23 protein-coding genes are annotated in these 17,430 nt (G+C 40.9%); all 23 read right to left on the bottom strand.

Features of this window, described 5'->3' with window-relative positions; genetic code table 11:
- The coding region (locus tag HT703_RS10035; protein WP_172930064.1) for a phage tail spike protein at window positions 1-1,150 on the bottom strand (1,150 nt) is incomplete at its 3' end.
- Complete coding sequence (locus HT703_RS10030) at window positions 1,147-1,845, bottom strand: adenylosuccinate synthetase (RefSeq protein ID WP_055356733.1); 699 nt, start codon at window positions 1,843-1,845, stop codon at window positions 1,147-1,149. The genes HT703_RS10035 and HT703_RS10030, both read right to left, overlap by 4 nt.
- A complete protein-coding gene (locus HT703_RS10025) occupies window positions 1,845-6,020 on the bottom strand; it encodes a phage tail tape measure protein (protein WP_172930063.1) in 4,176 nt (1,391 codons plus the stop codon). The genes HT703_RS10030 and HT703_RS10025 overlap by 1 nt, the downstream gene beginning before the upstream one ends.
- Window positions 6,021-6,076: 56 nt before the next feature.
- Window positions 6,077-6,307, bottom strand: a complete 231-nt coding sequence (locus HT703_RS10020; protein ID WP_000087358.1) for a hypothetical protein — start codon at window positions 6,305-6,307, stop codon at window positions 6,077-6,079.
- A gap of 248 nt (window positions 6,308-6,555) precedes the next feature.
- On the bottom strand, window positions 6,556-6,849 hold the full coding sequence (locus tag HT703_RS10015; RefSeq protein ID WP_001151571.1) for a hypothetical protein: 294 nt from the start codon (window positions 6,847-6,849) through the stop codon (window positions 6,556-6,558).
- A 45-nt stretch (window positions 6,850-6,894) separates the two neighbouring features.
- Entirely contained in the window at window positions 6,895-7,491 is a 597-nt protein-coding gene (locus tag HT703_RS10010; RefSeq protein WP_000216339.1) for a major tail protein, read from the bottom strand.
- 16 nt (window positions 7,492-7,507) lie between these two features.
- Window positions 7,508-7,888 carry a hypothetical protein gene (locus HT703_RS10005; RefSeq protein ID WP_000588569.1) on the bottom strand — a complete coding sequence of 127 codons (381 nt, stop codon included), beginning with the start codon at window positions 7,886-7,888 and terminating at the stop codon, window positions 7,508-7,510.
- Window positions 7,888-8,286 carry a hypothetical protein gene (locus HT703_RS10000; RefSeq protein ID WP_172925358.1) on the bottom strand — a complete coding sequence of 133 codons (399 nt, stop codon included), beginning with the start codon at window positions 8,284-8,286 and terminating at the stop codon, window positions 7,888-7,890. Before HT703_RS10000 ends, HT703_RS10005 begins: the two co-directional genes overlap by 1 nt.
- Window positions 8,279-8,668, bottom strand: coding sequence for a hypothetical protein (locus tag HT703_RS09995; RefSeq protein WP_000830391.1), 390 nt, complete (start codon window positions 8,666-8,668; stop codon window positions 8,279-8,281). Before HT703_RS09995 ends, HT703_RS10000 begins: the two co-directional genes overlap by 8 nt.
- Window positions 8,655-8,843 carry a hypothetical protein gene (locus HT703_RS09990; protein WP_000598693.1) on the bottom strand — a complete coding sequence of 63 codons (189 nt, stop codon included), beginning with the start codon at window positions 8,841-8,843 and terminating at the stop codon, window positions 8,655-8,657. Before HT703_RS09990 ends, HT703_RS09995 begins: the two co-directional genes overlap by 14 nt.
- Window positions 8,836-9,126 carry a hypothetical protein gene (locus tag HT703_RS09985; protein ID WP_000401889.1) on the bottom strand — a complete coding sequence of 97 codons (291 nt, stop codon included), beginning with the start codon at window positions 9,124-9,126 and terminating at the stop codon, window positions 8,836-8,838. The genes HT703_RS09990 and HT703_RS09985 overlap by 8 nt, the downstream gene beginning before the upstream one ends.
- A gap of 13 nt (window positions 9,127-9,139) precedes the next feature.
- Window positions 9,140-10,255: a phage major capsid protein gene (locus HT703_RS09980; RefSeq protein WP_000976937.1), complete on the bottom strand. Its 1,116-nt coding sequence runs from the start codon at window positions 10,253-10,255 to the stop codon at window positions 9,140-9,142.
- A gap of 18 nt (window positions 10,256-10,273) precedes the next feature.
- Window positions 10,274-10,996 carry a head maturation protease, ClpP-related gene (locus HT703_RS09975; protein ID WP_023933956.1) on the bottom strand — a complete coding sequence of 241 codons (723 nt, stop codon included), beginning with the start codon at window positions 10,994-10,996 and terminating at the stop codon, window positions 10,274-10,276.
- A complete protein-coding gene (locus HT703_RS09970; protein WP_023937059.1) occupies window positions 10,977-12,125 on the bottom strand; it encodes a phage portal protein in 1,149 nt (382 codons plus the stop codon). The genes HT703_RS09975 and HT703_RS09970 overlap by 20 nt, the downstream gene beginning before the upstream one ends.
- Window positions 12,126-12,180: 55 nt before the next feature.
- Complete coding sequence (locus tag HT703_RS09965) at window positions 12,181-13,821, bottom strand: terminase TerL endonuclease subunit (protein WP_023938748.1); 1,641 nt, start codon at window positions 13,819-13,821, stop codon at window positions 12,181-12,183.
- Window positions 13,818-14,156 (bottom strand): hypothetical protein, encoded by a 339-nt coding sequence (locus tag HT703_RS09960; RefSeq protein WP_000393459.1) that lies wholly within the window; start codon window positions 14,154-14,156, stop codon window positions 13,818-13,820. Before HT703_RS09960 ends, HT703_RS09965 begins: the two co-directional genes overlap by 4 nt.
- 118 nt (window positions 14,157-14,274) lie before the next feature.
- The gene (locus HT703_RS09955; RefSeq protein WP_000573817.1) at window positions 14,275-14,571 is read right to left on the bottom strand and encodes an HNH endonuclease; all 297 of its coding nucleotides are present in this window, start codon (window positions 14,569-14,571) and stop codon (window positions 14,275-14,277) included.
- 213 nt (window positions 14,572-14,784) lie between these two features.
- On the bottom strand, window positions 14,785-15,327 hold the full coding sequence (locus HT703_RS09950) for a site-specific integrase (protein ID WP_001028145.1): 543 nt from the start codon (window positions 15,325-15,327) through the stop codon (window positions 14,785-14,787).
- A 299-nt stretch (window positions 15,328-15,626) separates the two neighbouring features.
- A complete protein-coding gene (locus HT703_RS09945; RefSeq protein ID WP_023940104.1) occupies window positions 15,627-16,055 on the bottom strand; it encodes an ArpU family phage packaging/lysis transcriptional regulator in 429 nt (142 codons plus the stop codon).
- Between the two features lie 70 nt (window positions 16,056-16,125).
- Entirely contained in the window at window positions 16,126-16,356 is a 231-nt protein-coding gene (locus HT703_RS09940; RefSeq protein WP_000653363.1) for a helix-turn-helix transcriptional regulator, read from the bottom strand.
- Window positions 16,346-16,525: a hypothetical protein gene (locus tag HT703_RS09935; RefSeq protein WP_050207556.1), complete on the bottom strand. Its 180-nt coding sequence runs from the start codon at window positions 16,523-16,525 to the stop codon at window positions 16,346-16,348. Before HT703_RS09935 ends, HT703_RS09940 begins: the two co-directional genes overlap by 11 nt.
- 107 nt (window positions 16,526-16,632) lie before the next feature.
- The gene (locus HT703_RS09930; RefSeq protein ID WP_172928376.1) at window positions 16,633-17,193 is read right to left on the bottom strand and encodes an Lrp/AsnC family transcriptional regulator; all 561 of its coding nucleotides are present in this window, start codon (window positions 17,191-17,193) and stop codon (window positions 16,633-16,635) included.
- Window positions 17,144-17,323: a hypothetical protein gene (locus HT703_RS09925; protein ID WP_172928375.1), complete on the bottom strand. Its 180-nt coding sequence runs from the start codon at window positions 17,321-17,323 to the stop codon at window positions 17,144-17,146. Before HT703_RS09925 ends, HT703_RS09930 begins: the two co-directional genes overlap by 50 nt.
- Window positions 17,324-17,430 lie beyond the last annotated feature (107 nt).

Raw genomic sequence — 17,430 nt, 5'->3', positions numbered from 1 at the left:
CCTTAGCCTTGGCAAGTTCGATGGCATCCGTGATAGCTTTCTCACGCTTAGTAAATTCAGCGTCAAAAGCACGGTCAGCGTTGGCGATTTCCTTTTTCAAACGTTCTTCAAAAATCTGATGCAGATTTCGGCTTTCATTCAAAACGGCATCATTTACAATCCCACCGATCGCATTTGCAAGACTGGACTGGAAGGTCCCAAAACCTATTGATTTTAGGCGTTTTGCCATTGGCGAATAGGTATATTTGGTGATTTTCTTACGAACATCAAGACCGTACCACTCATGGTAGATACTGACCACATCAAACATCTGCACCGCAACATCACTCTGACCGACAACCGAGATTTCAAGGTTATCTTCTAGCATGTCGCACATACTTGTCCGAAAATACTGCTTACCATATGCAATCAAGCTAGCCTCATCTGTCACGTCTTGGTCATTGACCTCCACGACATCTTCATAGATTTGGCTGTAGTTCCCAAGTAAGGGGCTGTCAATCACCACCATATAATCATGGTCAACCGCCTTTTCTCCCTCACCTTTAACGGTTGTTTTAAAGGTTATCCGAGTTTTCAGCGATTTGGTAGAGGTCTTATGCTGGTAGCTAGACAGGTTTTTCTTGTACATAAAAAGCGATTCATTTTCTGAACCGCCATTCTTCAACAAACGTAAGTTGTAACCGTTTCGCACCATATCTCCGCCCCACTGACCAAGGATAGAGTGCTTGTCTTTGGCCAAGACCTCCATGGCATTCTTGTCCTTGATGTTGAGCGTATGCCTATCATCAATATCAGAGAAGAAAGAAAAAGGATTGGCTCTGGTAATACTACCAGCAAAAGCACTCAACACCCTTGTACCACTGACACGGTCAACCTCGATAGAGCTAACGATGTAATTATTTAACAAACTGATAACCTGATTGGCATAGACTTGAATATATCCTTGTTGCTTTTCAACCTCAAAAATATAAAAATCCTGCTCACCAGGCAGGTCATCTGCAGTCAGAAAAGTTTCCTCTTTCAGCAATTCCCACTTGGGATCCGATGTAGGAAAACGAAAGGTCAGTTGATAGGTATTATTCCCCAAATGGACAATTTCATCATTGTAGGACTCGTTTAAAGGCCTATTTCCCTCTGTAAGATAAATCATAAAATATACCTCCAATTCGGCCGAACTGTGACCTTACGAACCGCACCAGTAAAGACCAGACCGTTATTGCCAACAGCCAATTCAAAGAAGCCTCCACGCTTTCGTAGCGTATTTTGAACCACACCATCTGCGTTGTAGATATTCTGTTTCTTATGTCTACAATCAATGGTCACTTTTCGTCTAATGGTCAAGTGCATAGTTGTCCTTCCGATAGTCAAAGAAATATCTCCGTCTCCCTCAATCTCAATCACAGGCTCGCTATAGACAGATCCTGGATTGTTGACATTACCGCTTGCGGTAAAAATAAGAGGAGCAAGATTTTTCTGATAGCGGAACGGTTGCATACTCAGCTTAAGCTCTAGCTTCCAGGCATGCATCCCATGAGGGCTATAGGTTGCACCAATAAAATCCGCATAAAAGACAGACCCCAACTGGTAGCTAAACTCCAGCACATTGTCCTTAGGCTGAAATTTCTCCACGATAGTCGAAACATCCAGTAACTTAGGAATATAGAACGAAAAAGTCCGTTCATAACTCTCATAGCCACCATCCAGCACTCGATAACTTCCGTTTGCTCCGTAGAGGTTAGCATCTTCAACCACCCTAGGTTTAGCTGCCTCCACCTGACCAAAATCCGTCACCACGCAGTGAGGGATAGTTGATGTATTGAAACCATTGATAATCATGTAAAACATTACATTCCCTCCCTAGCGTAAATCGCACCTTGACGTTGGTAGACGCTCATTGAAATTTTATCAGCGTCCAGGTAAGTATCTGACGGCTTTTCAAGGATAGCAGTAAGGATTTTCTCCATACTTGCTCTCAGAATCGCTATCTCAGACACGACTTTATCGCTGTCTTTACTATTTGTATCTCCTTTTGTTTGCACCACTATTTTAGCTTGTGCTTCTTCCATCTCACGAAGGAATTTAGCATCACTCGGAATGCCAACTCCTGCAGCATATTTAGGGATCCCCATCTCACGCATCAAGCGTTTGGTCTTATCCGCCCGCAAAACTTTAGCCCCTTTAGGAAGAGGAAGAAGAACATCCCTCCCCTCAGGAATGAAGCTCCTACCATCTGGAAGAGTAACCAATTCCTTGTAGGTACTATTGCGTTGGTCATTGACCATAGCAAGACCACCAGGGTGATAGTTGGTACCGTGGGCATGCCGACTAGCAAAAACATTGGTAAAGAAATCACCAGTTACCCTAGTAATCCAAGACCTAATGCCTGCAAGCACGCCAGAAGCATTATCTCGAGCGCTGATTGTAACCGTTTTGTCTTGAATGCTATTAACGACGCTTTTGACCTCGCTGACAGTACTGGAAGTGCTATTTTTAGCAAGGATATCTACTGGATTATGTTGCTTAATCGCATTAATAGCCGCACTCGTCTCATTTCTAACGCCTGCAGTCTGATCTTTCGCAAGTAAATCAATTGGTTTTTCCTGTTTCGGAGAGTTCACACTCGCTTTTGCACTAGCAACTGCTTCACTAGTATTGTCAATAGCATTTAATGACTTATTCTCTGGATTAGATAGATTCCAAGCCATGATTTTATCGATTGACAATTGCCCGTTGTTCAAAACATTTGTAGGATCTAGTTTCAAATCTTTTGTGAATGGAGTAATCGCATTCCAAGTCGTTAGCGTGTCAGTCGAACGCGCAACAGCCTTTCTGAAATTCTCATCCGTAGCCAGCAACTCTTTCTGCTTAGGAGTCAAGGCATCATAGTTATAGAGCGCTTTGGAAGCCTCCTCAGCCTTATTCATCACATCTGTATTTTCCAAAAGCAGTTGCTTGACTTCAGCAGGCATACTGTTCCAGATTCTAAGATGGTTTTCACTATCAAAGATAGCTTGCAGTCCTGCTTGATTTTGGACAATCAACTGTTTTTCTTCCAGTGTCATGGTTGACCACTTACCAGACTCAACGAGAGCTTCAGCAATCGTTACCCGAGCATTTGAGTTGATATTCGCATTTTTAACAATAAATTGCAATTGCTCCCAACCCTCAGCAGATTTAGTCGCTTCCCCAATCACTTCTTTTACGTTTGATTTAATGACAAAATTGTTGTTTTCATCAATGTTTCCGACGAGCAAAGACCAAGCATCATTCGCTTCTCTCGTTTCCTTGCTCATATCACTAGTATACTTAGCAAGAATGCTATGGGAATCACCCATTTTTTGAGAAGCTTCTGCTGCCTTTTGACCGATTACTTCATAAGACAAACCATATTCTTCCAGAACCTTTTTAGCTTCTTCCCAGTAGTTCCAGCTTTGTCCAGTTCGAGCTTTTACCTTAGCGTCAAGGTTTTGCATAACCTGGTAATACTTAGTACCTAAGGCTTCCATGGTTTGCTGGTGGTTTGTTTCAAGTTCTTGAATTTTTTTATTGTAAGTTTCTTGATCGATACGTTTGGCATCTAAGAGTTGTTTCAATCCATCTTTTGAGGTTTTGTATAACTGATTTTCTTCATCCAGAGCCTTCTTCAAAACATCTCTTGTGTGCTTTAATTGCGTTTCATTTAAACTACCAATCTCTCCATTCAGAGCCTGAAGCGCAGCCTTTTGTTGTTCGCCAGATAATTCCATCATTTCGATTCTAGCTTTGATCATCTCTCTTTGGTTGTTTAAGACGATTTCTTTTTCTTCTTGAGAAAACTTGCTAGCGTCTCCATTATGACGTTTGTAGATTTCACTGACCTGATTAGCCATTGCATCGGTATTTGAAACAACTTGGTCATTTTTTACTTTCATTTTAGCGATTTCTTCATCGCTAAACCCCAACTTTTTAGCTAATTCTTCCATACGTTGATTAGCTTTTTCAGCACCTGCTGCTACCTCTTCATGAAGTTTTCGAAAAGCTTCAGAAACTTTTTCAGCATCGCCAGCGTGGGTTCCAAAGTTGGCTACTGCTGTACTGGTATCATCTACCTTACTTTGGAAATCTCTTAACTCTTTCCTTGCAGTATCACTCAACTGAGACCCAAATTCCTCCGCCTTAATGCGAGCCTCGTCTTTCTTATATCCTAGATAGACCAATCCTCCAGCTAGTAAAGCAGCACCACCCACCAGCAAACCAATAGGATTTGTCAAAGCCCCAATGGCTCCAGACAAGAGACTAGAACTAGATGCAGCAGCGCCAGCTCCTTCCGCTAAAACAGTAGCTTCACTTCCTGCCTTAGCAATACCGAGACCACCTTGTAAAAGTCCTTTTAATTTACCAGCACGCTCTGTCAATTTAGCAAGACCGAGACCGCCCTTTAATAGTCCTTCTAATTTACCGGCATGTTTTATCAAAATACTAAGAGCCGTCGCCCCATTGCCAAGAAAGTTCAATAGAGGGTAGCCCAGAGCCAAAAAACCACCAATACCAACCGCCAAGCTCTGTACGGCTGGAGGAGCCTTACTTAGCCAGTCGATAAATTGGTTCACCTTATCAATCACAGGAGTTAGTAATGGTAATAATTTCTGACCAATGTTAATCTGTAAAACTTCCAAACTAGATTTAAAACGTTCCACACCATTTTTAGAAGACTTAGATAATTCATTTGCTAAATCCTTGGTATAAGTTGTCGCCCCCTTGGTTTCATTAGCAAGATTACGCAACGCATCTCCACCTTGGTCAACCAAGATATTCATCGCTGTCTGAGCTTCTGTACCAAAGGCTGTAGCAATCAAGGCCGATTTCTGAGCATCTGTCATCCCTTCCGTATTCTTTTTGATACGATCCAAAATATCAGGTAGCTTAATCGCGCCGCTACGAAATTCTTCTGCAGAAAAACCAAGCTTCTCCATTGCATTTGCATTTTGCTCTGATGGTTTCAGTAGCCTTGTTAAAGCTCCACGCAGAGCCGTACCAGCCTTTTCACCAGCAATACCATTGTTGGACAAAAGACCAACAGCAGCGGCAGTCTCTTCCAAGTTCATACCAACGTTTTTAGCAACGGGACCAACATACTCCATTGCAGCCCCCATATCAGCAAAACCAGCAGCCGTTTTATTGGCGACAAAGGTTAAGCTATTGGTTACTCGCTCTGTATCCTGAGTAGATAGCCCAAATTGTTGCAAAATATTCGTAGTGGCGTTCATAACCGTATTGAAGTCCTCACCAGACGCCTTTGCAGCGTCTAGGATAGCAGGCATGGCTTCGATTGTTTGATTGGCATCAAAACCTTTCTTGATAATTTCTTGCATCCCTTCATTGATAGATGCAGTAGAAATCCCATACTGCTTCGCCCAATTTTTTGAACTTTCACCCAGCTTTTGTGTGGTACTGTTCAGTTCATCCGCTGTTGGAATGGTATCAGCTAACAGAGATTTAGTTGTATTCATCTGGCTTTCAAAGTCAATCGCCTTCTTAGTAGAAAGCGTAAAACCGGCTAATAAAGCAGCAGATACAGGCTTCATTGCATCGCCCATAGCCCGCAATTTTTCTCCACCTTTAGCAAATCTCTCACTCAAGGCATCTATCTTACCAGACCAACTATTTTCACGCCCCACATCTTGCAAAGCTTTTTCAACACCGCGTAGCTGACCTTCCATTACTGCCAACTTAGCATTCTCACGCTGAATATCAGCAGCAGCCTTGTCAAATTTAGCTGTCCCCGGTTCAAGTTTATCAAAACTTTTCTTCATCTCATCCAAAACTTTACGTTGTGAATCAATGGCTTGTCCTAAAGTCTTGTATTTTGCTTGAAGTAAGCTAGCATTTTTTTCATTGCCTTTTAAAGTACTGTCCAAAGAACGGACATTATTTTGAAAGTACTTTACAGCGTTTTTTGCACCAGTTAGAGTAGGACTGAACTTTGACACGTCCAACCCTAGCTCGATATACATCTGACCTAACGGCGTACCGCTTGCCATCTTGTTCTCCTTCCTAACTCCTCAGAGCAAAGAAAAAAGCCCTTACGGACTTTTCATCATTCTTTATAAAAATCATCCATTGCCATGTTCATAAAAGCCCAGATAAACATACCAAGAAATAGATAAGCATAGAGTGGCAGGGAAGCAAAGATAAAGGGTGATAGCAAGAGCATACCAAAGATATCTACAAAATTTGTACAAATACAATACAAGCCAAAAGCAAGATAAAGGATAAAAATGGTAAACCAAAACCAATATCTTCTACATGCTTTTTCTTTTCGAGACATTTCTTCCACCTCCCTTACATATCTCTATTATATTCCTAAGCCTTTGATTTGTAAAGTCTTGACCTAGAGACTTTCTAAAAAATCTGCCAAGTCAAGCACTTCTTCTTGTTCACTCGTTTCCAGACTTCCCAAGACCCCCATCAAGTCCTCCCAACTCGTATCCATCACATCGCGAATGCTCATTCCATAAGGACCCTCTGTAACTTGCTTGACAAAACCATAAAAACGTTTGATCGCTTGCCCAGGTGCTAGCTCTTTTCCTTTGGGTCTACATCACCTACCAGATGAGCATAAATTGCTGTAAAAATAGAAATCACTTTCGCAAAATCTGTGTATTCTAGTAATTGTTCTACTGTCACATCATCAAACAAACTAGCAATAAATCCCAACTGCTTATCAAGCTTCTCTACCTCAGATAAATCACTTGTCAAGGATTCGTTCATGACCAAATAGTCACGATAATCACGAGTTGTGATTTCTTTGCTCTTTTTTAGGACATCTTCTCCCTTGTCATTTTTAATTGTAAATTGAACCTTAGCCATATACTTTCCTTTCTAAAAAAGTAAAAGAGAGCTTTCGCCCTCCTTCTACCCCGCAGCGGTTATGTTTAGTTGACCTTTCAATTTCTTCAACTTTTCAGCATCTGAACCATAAACAATAGCACCATAACGCCCCTTAGTTGCAACGTCTGAACTAGCTGTCGCAGTGAAATTCACACTAGTAGTAGCTAACTCATTCGCCTTATCCTTGAGCGTTTCAAAATCAATAGCATCCATAGAAAGCTGACCTTTATAAAAACCATAGTAAACAGGTTCCCCATCAGCAGTATTACTTTCAATGAGAATGGAAACATTCTTGGCAACTGTGTCTGCACCGAAGTAATAGATACCATCATCATCGCCATACCCCAAAGCATTCGTATATAAAGCTAATGGGACATCAAGCAAGCCCATCTCTACCTTAACATCACCGACTCCTCGATTGGAGACGTGATAAGCCACATTACTACCATAAGTCTTTACAGGGTCACTAGATAATCCAGTTACTCTAGCGGTCTGTGTAGCCCCTTCATTATCTTTACCTTCTAGCGTGAAGAGGTTCTGTCCAACCGTTGGAGTCTGTCCATCATGCACACGAATGGTGACTGATTTAAGTCCGATAAGTGCAGTTCCTTTTACTGTCATTTCTTTTTCCTTCTTTCTAGTATTTCTCATATAGAGCGCTCATACCACGATAAGTCCGAACGTCTACATAGCGCTTAATATCAGGAATCCATTGTTCCAAACCACCTTCAGTCTGATAAAATCCCTGTTCTTCCATTATTTTTTCAATTCTTCCTTGGAGTTCTTTACACTCCACTCGATTAGTAGACTCTACATTGATTTGATAGAGAAAAGTCTTAGCCAAACTAGTATTACTACCGTGAGCCGTCTGCATTGGAGGCCCTACAGGGATAATGACAATACTGGTCTCGCCATCTCCCAAGCTCTCAGGACGCTCAAAAGACTTGATACTAATACCAGATAAAGACTCATCCTCTTCCAAAGCATCGTAGAGTTCAGTTAATTTGTCTTTAATCATTACAAAAACTCCTGTTTTAACTTCATGCCGACTTTAGACTTAAAGACCGGCTTACTCGCTTCAAAAAAGCGGCGCATGACTCCGAAACCACGAGGATGCCCATTCTTTGCATAGCCAAATTCATTTAAGTGAATAAGAGTCCAACGAGGACTTTTAAAACCTAATTTAACCATTGGAACTCCGCTGGATGTACCAGTCACATTCCCATGAACGACCGCACCAACCGTCTTCCCAGTGTCAGCGTACACCGCCATAGCCCGTTTGAAAGTTGGCTCAAACTCCTCAACCGTCTCCTTCAAGGCTCTGTTGACCTTTCTACGAATTACCGGCTCTCCTAGTCGAGCCTCAATATTCCTCAAAATATCATCAAATCCTTTTAGATTAGCTCCACTAGACATCACGACCACCTCCGATAAGGACAATCAAAAAATCCCGATTAGCAAAATCAGGACGGACATCAATGATTTGCCATTTCTTACCAACTAGACGGATATCCCCCACTTCGACAAAATGCCGATTTTCAGGCTGATAATCTGTCAGAGGGTCACGAATCTTCAAAGTCATCTTAGCTTTCATCGCTTTTCCAGTTGCAATCTCAACGTCTTTCATACTTGGAGAATAAGTTTGCCCCATCGTATAAAAAGCCTTCTCGTAACTCACATCACGACCATCAACCCCTTTTTTTATTTTAGAGGTATAGAAAGTCAGGGGAGTTCTCAGGTCTCCATTTTGAGACTCAGGCTTTTTGTAACGATAGCTTGGTCCCTCACTCCTCTTCATTTACACTCACTACTTCCTTAGAGCTACGACTTCTGGACGACTTTTCCAACTCGACATAGTCAGGTAAATGTTCCTTTAGCTCAGCAAATCGTTCTTCTGTCGCTTCAAACCTTTCTCCGACTTGCCTAAGGACTCCCTCCTTGAGGTCATAAAACTCTTTTAATACCTTAATCATCACTATCCTCCATTTCTATCTTATCTAACGATAATGCTAAAATATCCGCTTTGAAATTTTCGTAAAAAAATTCAACTTGGTCATTATAGACATAGCGAGCACGTTCTAAGATAAGTTCCCTTATTTGATGATCGTGTATATTCCCACTTCCTACCAAGCGGGTAATAACCATTTGAGAACTTTCTAACATCCGTGAGAGATTCGCATCTTCTCCGCTATGAAAAATTCTCATCCGCTCCTTAAAAGGAATAAGGAGGGAATGAAGTTTAGCTTCAATCTCCATCCTTCGTCACCTTTTATTTTGCAATACTCAGTGTCCACACAGCAGCAGTCTTTTCATCATGCGCTTTACCATAAGCAAATTGCTTAGCAGTGTAGAGATTCAAGTCTTCTAAAGCATAGGTTTCGGTAAATCGTCCAAACTCAATCCCCCCACCTACAAAGGCATCGTAGCGACCTTTGACAAATGTAGTCACCTTACCAGACGCTTGAGCAACCGACTCAACCAAGATGAGGTTATAAGGCATAGCTGTTACATATACACCCTGAGCATTGAGAGACGTATATTGCTTCTTCACATCCCAGGCATCTACAGGGTTCACTACCATAACCAAATTACCTTCTACTGCAACAGGAGTGGTATTGTCAGCTTTTGTAGAATGGTATTTATAAACCTCCGTCAACTCTTTTACCACGGTAGCAGAGTCTGCGAAAGTCAATGGTTTTTTCTGAGCTTGTTTCTCAGCATAAGTTACTTTTTCACTTTCTGCAGTCCCTGTAAGAGTACGAGACAACCCGATAGGCTTGTTGTCCCCATCACCATTTAAATAACCAGCTTCAAGAGCAGCTGCAAAGGCCTCTGTAATTTGAATGGATACGTAAGACTGTAGCCAAGCAGGACCAAACTTTTCAGAGTCTTTAGGGATTACAACAAAAGCAGTCAATTTAGACTGAATCGCTTCTTCTTCAGCAAATTCTTGTTTCAATTGTCCTTGAATTTCAGCATTGATTTTACCCCAAACCGCTTGACCTGTACGACTAGACTTGAGGAATTTCAAACGAATACCAGCATTACGCAAGCCGATGTGTTGAAGAAGTGGACGGGCTGCCACCATATCCTCAAAAATCCGGTCAATTGTTTCCTGAGGGAACAATTTCTCAATTCCTTTGGGAGGAAGTTTCTCAATGTTGTTGAAAAATTCGCGAGCTTCAGCAGTCAACTGTGCATCGTATGGATTCATAGTTGCGATTTCTTTACGAGCAGCTTCTCGAGCATCATCTTGCAACTTATCTGTCAATGCCTCAATCATCTCGTTATAGAGCTTATTTTGCTCTTCCATAGGAGCACCAGTTTCTACTGCATTCATAAAGTTCTGACGAGCAGTTGTAAATTCATTACCAAGTTTCATCATTGTTTTTTATTTCCTTTCTTAAAATGGGAAACGACCCAACCCCACAGGTTCAGCCGTCTTGTCTTCTTTTTTCTTATCTTCTGGGATAGGTAAACTGTTATTCAACCTATCACGAACCAAGTCCGCCAATAACTCCACATCTGGGGTCATCGCAGATCGGATTTTTTCGATAAAATCACGAGGAATCACAGGTGTCTGACTAGCTACCAAGACAGGAGCTTCCTGACTTTCAAACATGACCTTATCTGCGAAGCCATGATTAACAGCAGAACGAGCATCAAACCACGTTTCACCCTCCATTAGATCCAGTAAATCATCTAATGCCTTACCAGTCTTATCAATATAGGCATATGCGATGGACTTATTAAACCCTTCTAACACACCAGCCTCATGCAAGAGCGCCTTATGGTCACCACGTACACCAGCAGATACATTATGGATCATGATTTGCGCTGTAGGACTAATTTCCACCTGATCACCAGCCATAGCGATAACACTCGCAGCACTAGCAGCAATCCCCACGATTTTCACCGTCACATGCCCCTGATAAGCACGCAATGCTGTATAGATTTCACTACCAGCATACACATCACCACCACCAGAATTGATGTGCACCTCCACATCTTCTCCCGTCGTCGGCAATACAATATCCTTAGGAGCAGTTGCATCCATGTCTATCCAATCATAAAACCAGCGGTCATCATTGGATACAATCGCTCCCTTAATCTGAATGATTGTCATCCTCATTTCCTCCTTTCTCTATTTCGTTTTCACCCTGATAGTTCTTAGTGATAAGGAAAGAATCCCCACCAGGAACAGCCTCAAGACCAAGTTCCAATCTCACCTCATTTCGAGTCATAGCCCCAGATGAGATGAGTTTATCTATGTTCTCAGCCAGAGCAAACTTATCCAGTCCCCCCTCACCAAAAATCACAAATTTTTTCTGATTAGCGTATCCAGCCGAACTCACCATAGCATGGTTTAGAGCGTCACCCACTTTTTTAACCAGCGATTCATAACAATAACTGTTAAACATCTTCTGGCTATTAGACAAATCAGCCATATCTCCATGCATCAAAGCCGTCGGCAAACCTAATATATCCGCAACCTCGTCATCAAATTGACGTCTCAGTTTCTTCAACTCTTCAACTGATAGATTTGTAGTTCCTACCGTATTGGTCAACTCCGAATACTCCACACCATCCATTGTCGGTACAATGGCAACCGTCTTAGACGTAAAGGACTTAAAAAGATTGTCCGCATATCTCTGCAGTTTCTTTCTCTTATCCTCATCAAAAGTTCCATTCGCTTTTGTAGCCAGAACCCCACGGATCTGATTATTTCTAGCTAAGGCTTCCACCAGACGAGTATGTAGTTTTTCATAATCAGAAAACAAGTCAGATACATATTCTTGCAAGCGATTGTTATTATACTGAAGAAAGATGACATCACTCATAGCAAACTTCCTCTGAAATGTATAATCCCCGACAGACACCATCTCAAAGGTGTCATCATACAGAGCATAACGCCTACGAGTAAAAGCATCAGCTACCAGTAACTGCTTATCATCAGACAAAACAATGAGTACTTCGTTTTTCGTCAATAAGCGATAAATGACCTTCTGCCAGAACTCCGAGGCCGACTCATTCTTATTGGGACGCACATTTAAAATATAATCCCAGTCTGACGTCACATGATGATTCTCCACCATATACCGAAATTCCGACTTAGCAAAGATACGAGCCACAAACTCCGCCGACTTATCAATCGCTAAACTCTTTAACTGCAAACACCCCAACATTCGTTCCAACTCTTCAAAATCAAAAACAACATCAGGCGCATCACGCTTAAATAAATTTAAGAACCCCATGCTTCCCCTCCTTCCTATCCAATTACCAACCTACCACCCAAAATTTATTCTTAGATTAAAACTCCCAATCCTCTAACATATCGAGGAATTCCCCAACGTTCGACTCATGTACAAGCTCACGTTTGTATAGAGCAGCAATCAAGGCATGGAAACCATCCGTCTTTCTTCTGACGGGCTCTTTCTTCAAGAAACGCTTATTGCCATCCTTGTCCTCTTTGACGTAGGTATTATCCGTATACCAAATCATAGAATTATCATTCTCAAAGATAAATCGTTCATTAGCAAATCCGTCTTCAATGATTGGCGCAACCTTGGATTGAATCGCCCCAGGATTTCTCAAGAACTCATATTCAAAACCAGCCTCTTCCAAAAGAGGTTTTAACAAGTCCATTCTGAAACCATCTGCACATACAAGCTCAATCTGATAAAACTTACTCCATTCATTCAATTTTTCGACCAATAAACGAGGGTCAATACTAGGGCCGTCCACAATTGTAAATAAGCCTCTATCTGCCCATTCCTGAATAGGAGCTTTAAGTTTAAAAGCTTTCAAAAATGCTTTACGAGCAAATGAATGTTGTTTCCAGATAAACTCATCTCCGTTCTTAAACAACAAACCAACACTCGCAAAATCTCGAATGCTAGCATAGTCAAATCCTGCGACACAGGACTTACCCAACAAGTCAATACCAGGCGAACGTAAACAAGCAAGTAATCTTTCACGAGTCGTCACATCTTTCTCAAGGTCTGCTTCAGGAAGATTCATCCGTTTAGTCATGAACTCCTGACGACCAGACGGCTCCAGCTCAAGGTCATCATAGTCAGCCTTAGTTCTAGCAAGCAACCTCTTAGCGTAAGGCGTGCTTTCATCCAACATCGGATTTGCTTTCGGCCAATTCTTCATGTCATCCACCTCATCCGCACTATCAAGCTTGCAGATAAAAGGGAAGAGTCTGAAATCATCAACCTCTCCATTCAAGATTTGCATAGACTTCTCTATCAGCTTGTCATAGAACCCCTCGCGCACATACCCATTCGTACCGTTGTAGAAAGTCCTGACATGAGCAATCTTACCAAGACCAGACCTTTGAACCTTCACAGCCTTATCATTTTCAAATTGGTGAATCTCATCAAACTCAAGACAACCATCACGAGCAGAGTCCATAGTCTTCGGATTATTCGTCCGAAAAGAAAAGACCGAGTTGTTCGCTCGACCTGTGATAGACATTTTAGTCAGATAGAAATGGTCCTCAAGACCACGCCTTTGGATAGTCTCATAAACTTCCTCAAACGAAACCTTACCCTGTTTCTCAGAGTTAGCAGTGATAGTCACATCGTAATCTCTGATAGGGTAGATAGGGCTGATAAAAAACGATGACCTTGCTGACATAAAACCATTCTTACCACCCCCACGAGCAAGTGTGTATAGATACTCGTCAAAGTGTGGTTCCTCGTCTACCTTCCGAAAAAGAAAAATGAACGGTGTCAAGAAAAGTTGATACTTAGCCAGAGGGAAAAAATTCTTTTCCGCAAACCGAATGAACTTATCAATCAAGTCATTATCAAAATACAAATCATCACGAGGATAGATTTTCTCCTTGATGATTTTAAACAGCAACTTCCTTTCCTTGTTGACAACAACTTCTCCATTCTCGGCCATTTTGATGTAGTCATCAACCAGCGGATGAGAAATCATAACAGATCACTTCCAGACGTAGCTTTCTCGACAGGAGAATTTTCAACATCAAAATCAAACGACCGCTCAATAGCCAAAAGCTGATTACTGGTTGTGTTGATTTCCTTGATGAGAGAATTCGCTTTTTGGAATCTTTGTTGTCCATTGTGAACAGTGATGACCAGTCCGTCTTCATGAAGTTTAGCTTTCAGCTCATAAAGCAGCCGGACAAGATAAAGATAGCGATTGACTTTTTCATACTGAATCGCATCCTTTTTTCTAGGACTGAAATAGCCAATTTTAGAAAGTAGCTGATTTTCTAATTCTTTTATATTTTTTTCCGAGTATTCTTCCATTACCCCCCACCCCCTTTAATTTTTTGTTAAAAATTTGGACAGTCGAGTGCAGACCGCTTACTGGCTCCTTTGAAATTTCCTGATTTTTTTGACCGGGGGGTGTTTAAGATTCGTTCACCTAACCCCACCATTCATCTTTTCGGAAATTTCTGTCATTCTTATCAAAACGATCATGCCTTTTATTATGACATGCTTTGCACAATGTTCGTAGGTTATCGATATCAAGCGCGAACTCTGGATAGAACTCTAGCTCCTTGATATGGTCAACTTCTAAATTAGTAGTCGTGACCTTGCCTTCATCCCTGCACCATACACATTCGTAATGATCTCGTTTAAGTGCTTGCCTTCTTATCGTTCTCCACTCGCTGGAATTGTAAAACTGGTTTCGTTCTTCTCGAGTTGAAACTTCAATCATTGTTTAATATTCTTTGTCCATTACATCTTTCGTCAATAATTATCTTAAAGATACTTATTTTAAATTGCTGTTACTCTATATTTTCTAGCGTTCAATTAGACATATCTTATATTCTGTCTAATTCAAACAGTCGCCAAAAAGCCTGACACAATAAGGATATACAGTAATCCACTAAATGAATTAGCGTTTGACTCGTTATGTCTAATTGGTTAACTACAATCCAAAATTTGACATCGCTTTGTCCTGTTGATCTTGACGAATACCTATATATCTTAAGGTAATAGCTGGTGATGAATGATTAAACAAACTCATCAACATTGCTATATCTTTTGTCTTTTTATAATAATGATATCCAAATGTCTTCCTCATTGAATGAGTTCCTATATTTTCAATACCACACTCAGATGCAGCAACTTTTAAAATCCAATCCACAGTCCTACGATCAAGTGGTTTATTTTTTCCGACTCTACTTTGAAATAAAAAATGATGATGAGGTTTATTTTGTATATACTCTCTAACCTCACGTTTGAGAGTTTTAGTCATTTTAATCTTTTTCTTCTTCCCAGTCTTTTGTTCTTTCAGTTTGATATACCAACCTTGAACATCCTTTACTCGAATTTTTAAAATGTCACCAACTCGCAAACCTGAATTGATACCAAAAAGAAATAAAATATAATTACGCTCATTCCATTCTCTCAGATAATCTTTCATAGCCTGTATATCATCTTTATCCCTGATTGGTTCTACAATATTCAAAACAAGTATCACCACCTTTCAAATAATCAAAAAAAGCCACTGGTCGTGGCATTGAATATGACAGTAGCTGGAATTGAACCAGCTGGTCTAGCAGTAAAACGCACGCTTGGTAAAAGTTTCAAGGAGACCCAAACAACCTGCTAACCTGTCCTTACTGTCTAAGAGGCCGAAACCTCTGTATTTTTAGGAGTCCTCATGACTGTTCGTTACCCAATCATTGGATAATACTATTTTAGCACCTTTTTTCGTTCCAATTCTCCCAAGATTTTCCCAGATTTTTCCCAAGATTTTCCCAGAAATCACTTGTAAACCAAAAGGTTGCTTGCTTGATAGGACTCCGCGAACTCTAGTAGAGCTTTGTTTAATATCCGATAATACTCACTAGATGAGTAGCCTAGTTCTGAGTAGATGCTGTAGTCTTCCCTCCTTTTCTTCCTGCAATATCGTTCGATTAGGATACGTGTATATTCCATATCGGAAAGATTGTTGATTGCTTTAGCGATTAGTTCTAAATCCTGCTGAGCTGATACTCTACGCAAGACCATGCTTTCTACCTGCTTACTTGTCTGACCACTTGATGATTTTGGTTCAAGCGAGTAGGATATTGTTATTTTGGGGGCGTATTCTTCTCCAGCAATCCGTCTCAGACGACTGTATTTTTTTAGGACTTTGATAGCTTCCTTTCTGGTTTTCTTTTCATCGATGATATCCAATAACTCTATTTGCACACGAACTCCTCCTCATGATATAATAGTTATGCGAAACCATACCATGAGGAGTCAGCTGTGCTGGCTTTTTTCATGCCCTACTCCCGAGAATAATATCAGCAGGAAAAGCAAAGTAAGTACAGATATCTTCTACATTATAAATATTCGGTACACTTTCCTCCTTCTCCCATTTAGCAATCAGGTAGCGACTATAGCCTAGTTTAGCTGCTAACTTTTCTTGTGACAACTTCCTTTCCTTACGTTTTTGCTTTAGCAAGAAAGCAAACCTACTTGCTTGTCTTGGATTTAATTTATCCTTCATCATCCACCTCAATCTTTATGACTGCCCTACCATTCGGATGGCGTTTTTGTGTAGATGCAAAAGTGTAATACTTCAACATCCTCTCGGCAATTCCTGTTTCTTTGCTGATTTCAGCAAGAGTGCCCATGGTAATGAAGGTGTCGCCATCATACAAAGCGTATTCACTCATGCTCCATCTCCTCAATCAGCCAATCAAGGTTCTTTCTGGCTTTCTTCAGGTCTTCCAGACCGTTTGCGCCTTGGTAGTGGCTTGGTTTGTTTATGTTGTCTGTCATGTTAAGTCCTCCTCATAAAAATCATATCATTCAAATTCCTCCAAGCGAGATTGTTACTTTGATTTCTAAACTCTCGCTTTTTGTAAGGAATCTGATGTTTATTCAAGCAGTAATATACCTGATTGTAATGTAGTCCTAATTTTTGTGCGATATCTTTTACAGCTATACCTTGATTGGCTAGCGAAACTACATCTTTGTGAAATATAGTCAAGTCTAAAATTTTTCGTTTCCCTAATTTTCGGATGCGGTCTCGAATGGCTTTCTCACTACGTCCTAAGATACGAGCCAAGGTCTTGTACGAAAAGCGTTGGTAGTATTTCAGGATATAGCTATCATCTGCGTCTGACCATTTGGGCTTAAATTGCAAGTTAGGATTGTATTTCTGAAGTTTGGCTAATTTTGACCGAACTGCGTTGTAACTTCTATCCAAAAACTTGCAAGCCTGTGTTAAATCATGCTCTTCTCTGGACAAGACGTACCACTCCAGATAATCAACCTCATCTTCTGTCCATCTACGTCCTGCCATAATGTTTATACGATCCATGTAAATAATAAGTGCCATCTTTACGCTTGTTTACGTAATACGTATATTGCCCATCTGGACTAGCGTAGGAAATCTGCTTCTCTCCTGCCCAGATACCATTGTCACGCATCATATGGCAATTCTCCATAATCCATTCTACGTCAGGCATCTAGTAACTCCTTGTTTTCGTAGATGTTGCCAACGACTCTATAAGAGTAACTTTCATCGCTAAGAATTTCATGAAAGGGCGCAATATTATCTACACTTATTGCTTCT

It is taken from the genome of Streptococcus sp. 3874, assembly GCF_013276425.1.
GTDB classification, from domain to species: Bacteria; Bacillota; Bacilli; order Lactobacillales; family Streptococcaceae; genus Streptococcus; species Streptococcus pseudopneumoniae.
Note: the sequence above shows the minus strand (reverse complement) of the source record. Positions and strands in the feature narration are given on the sequence as shown.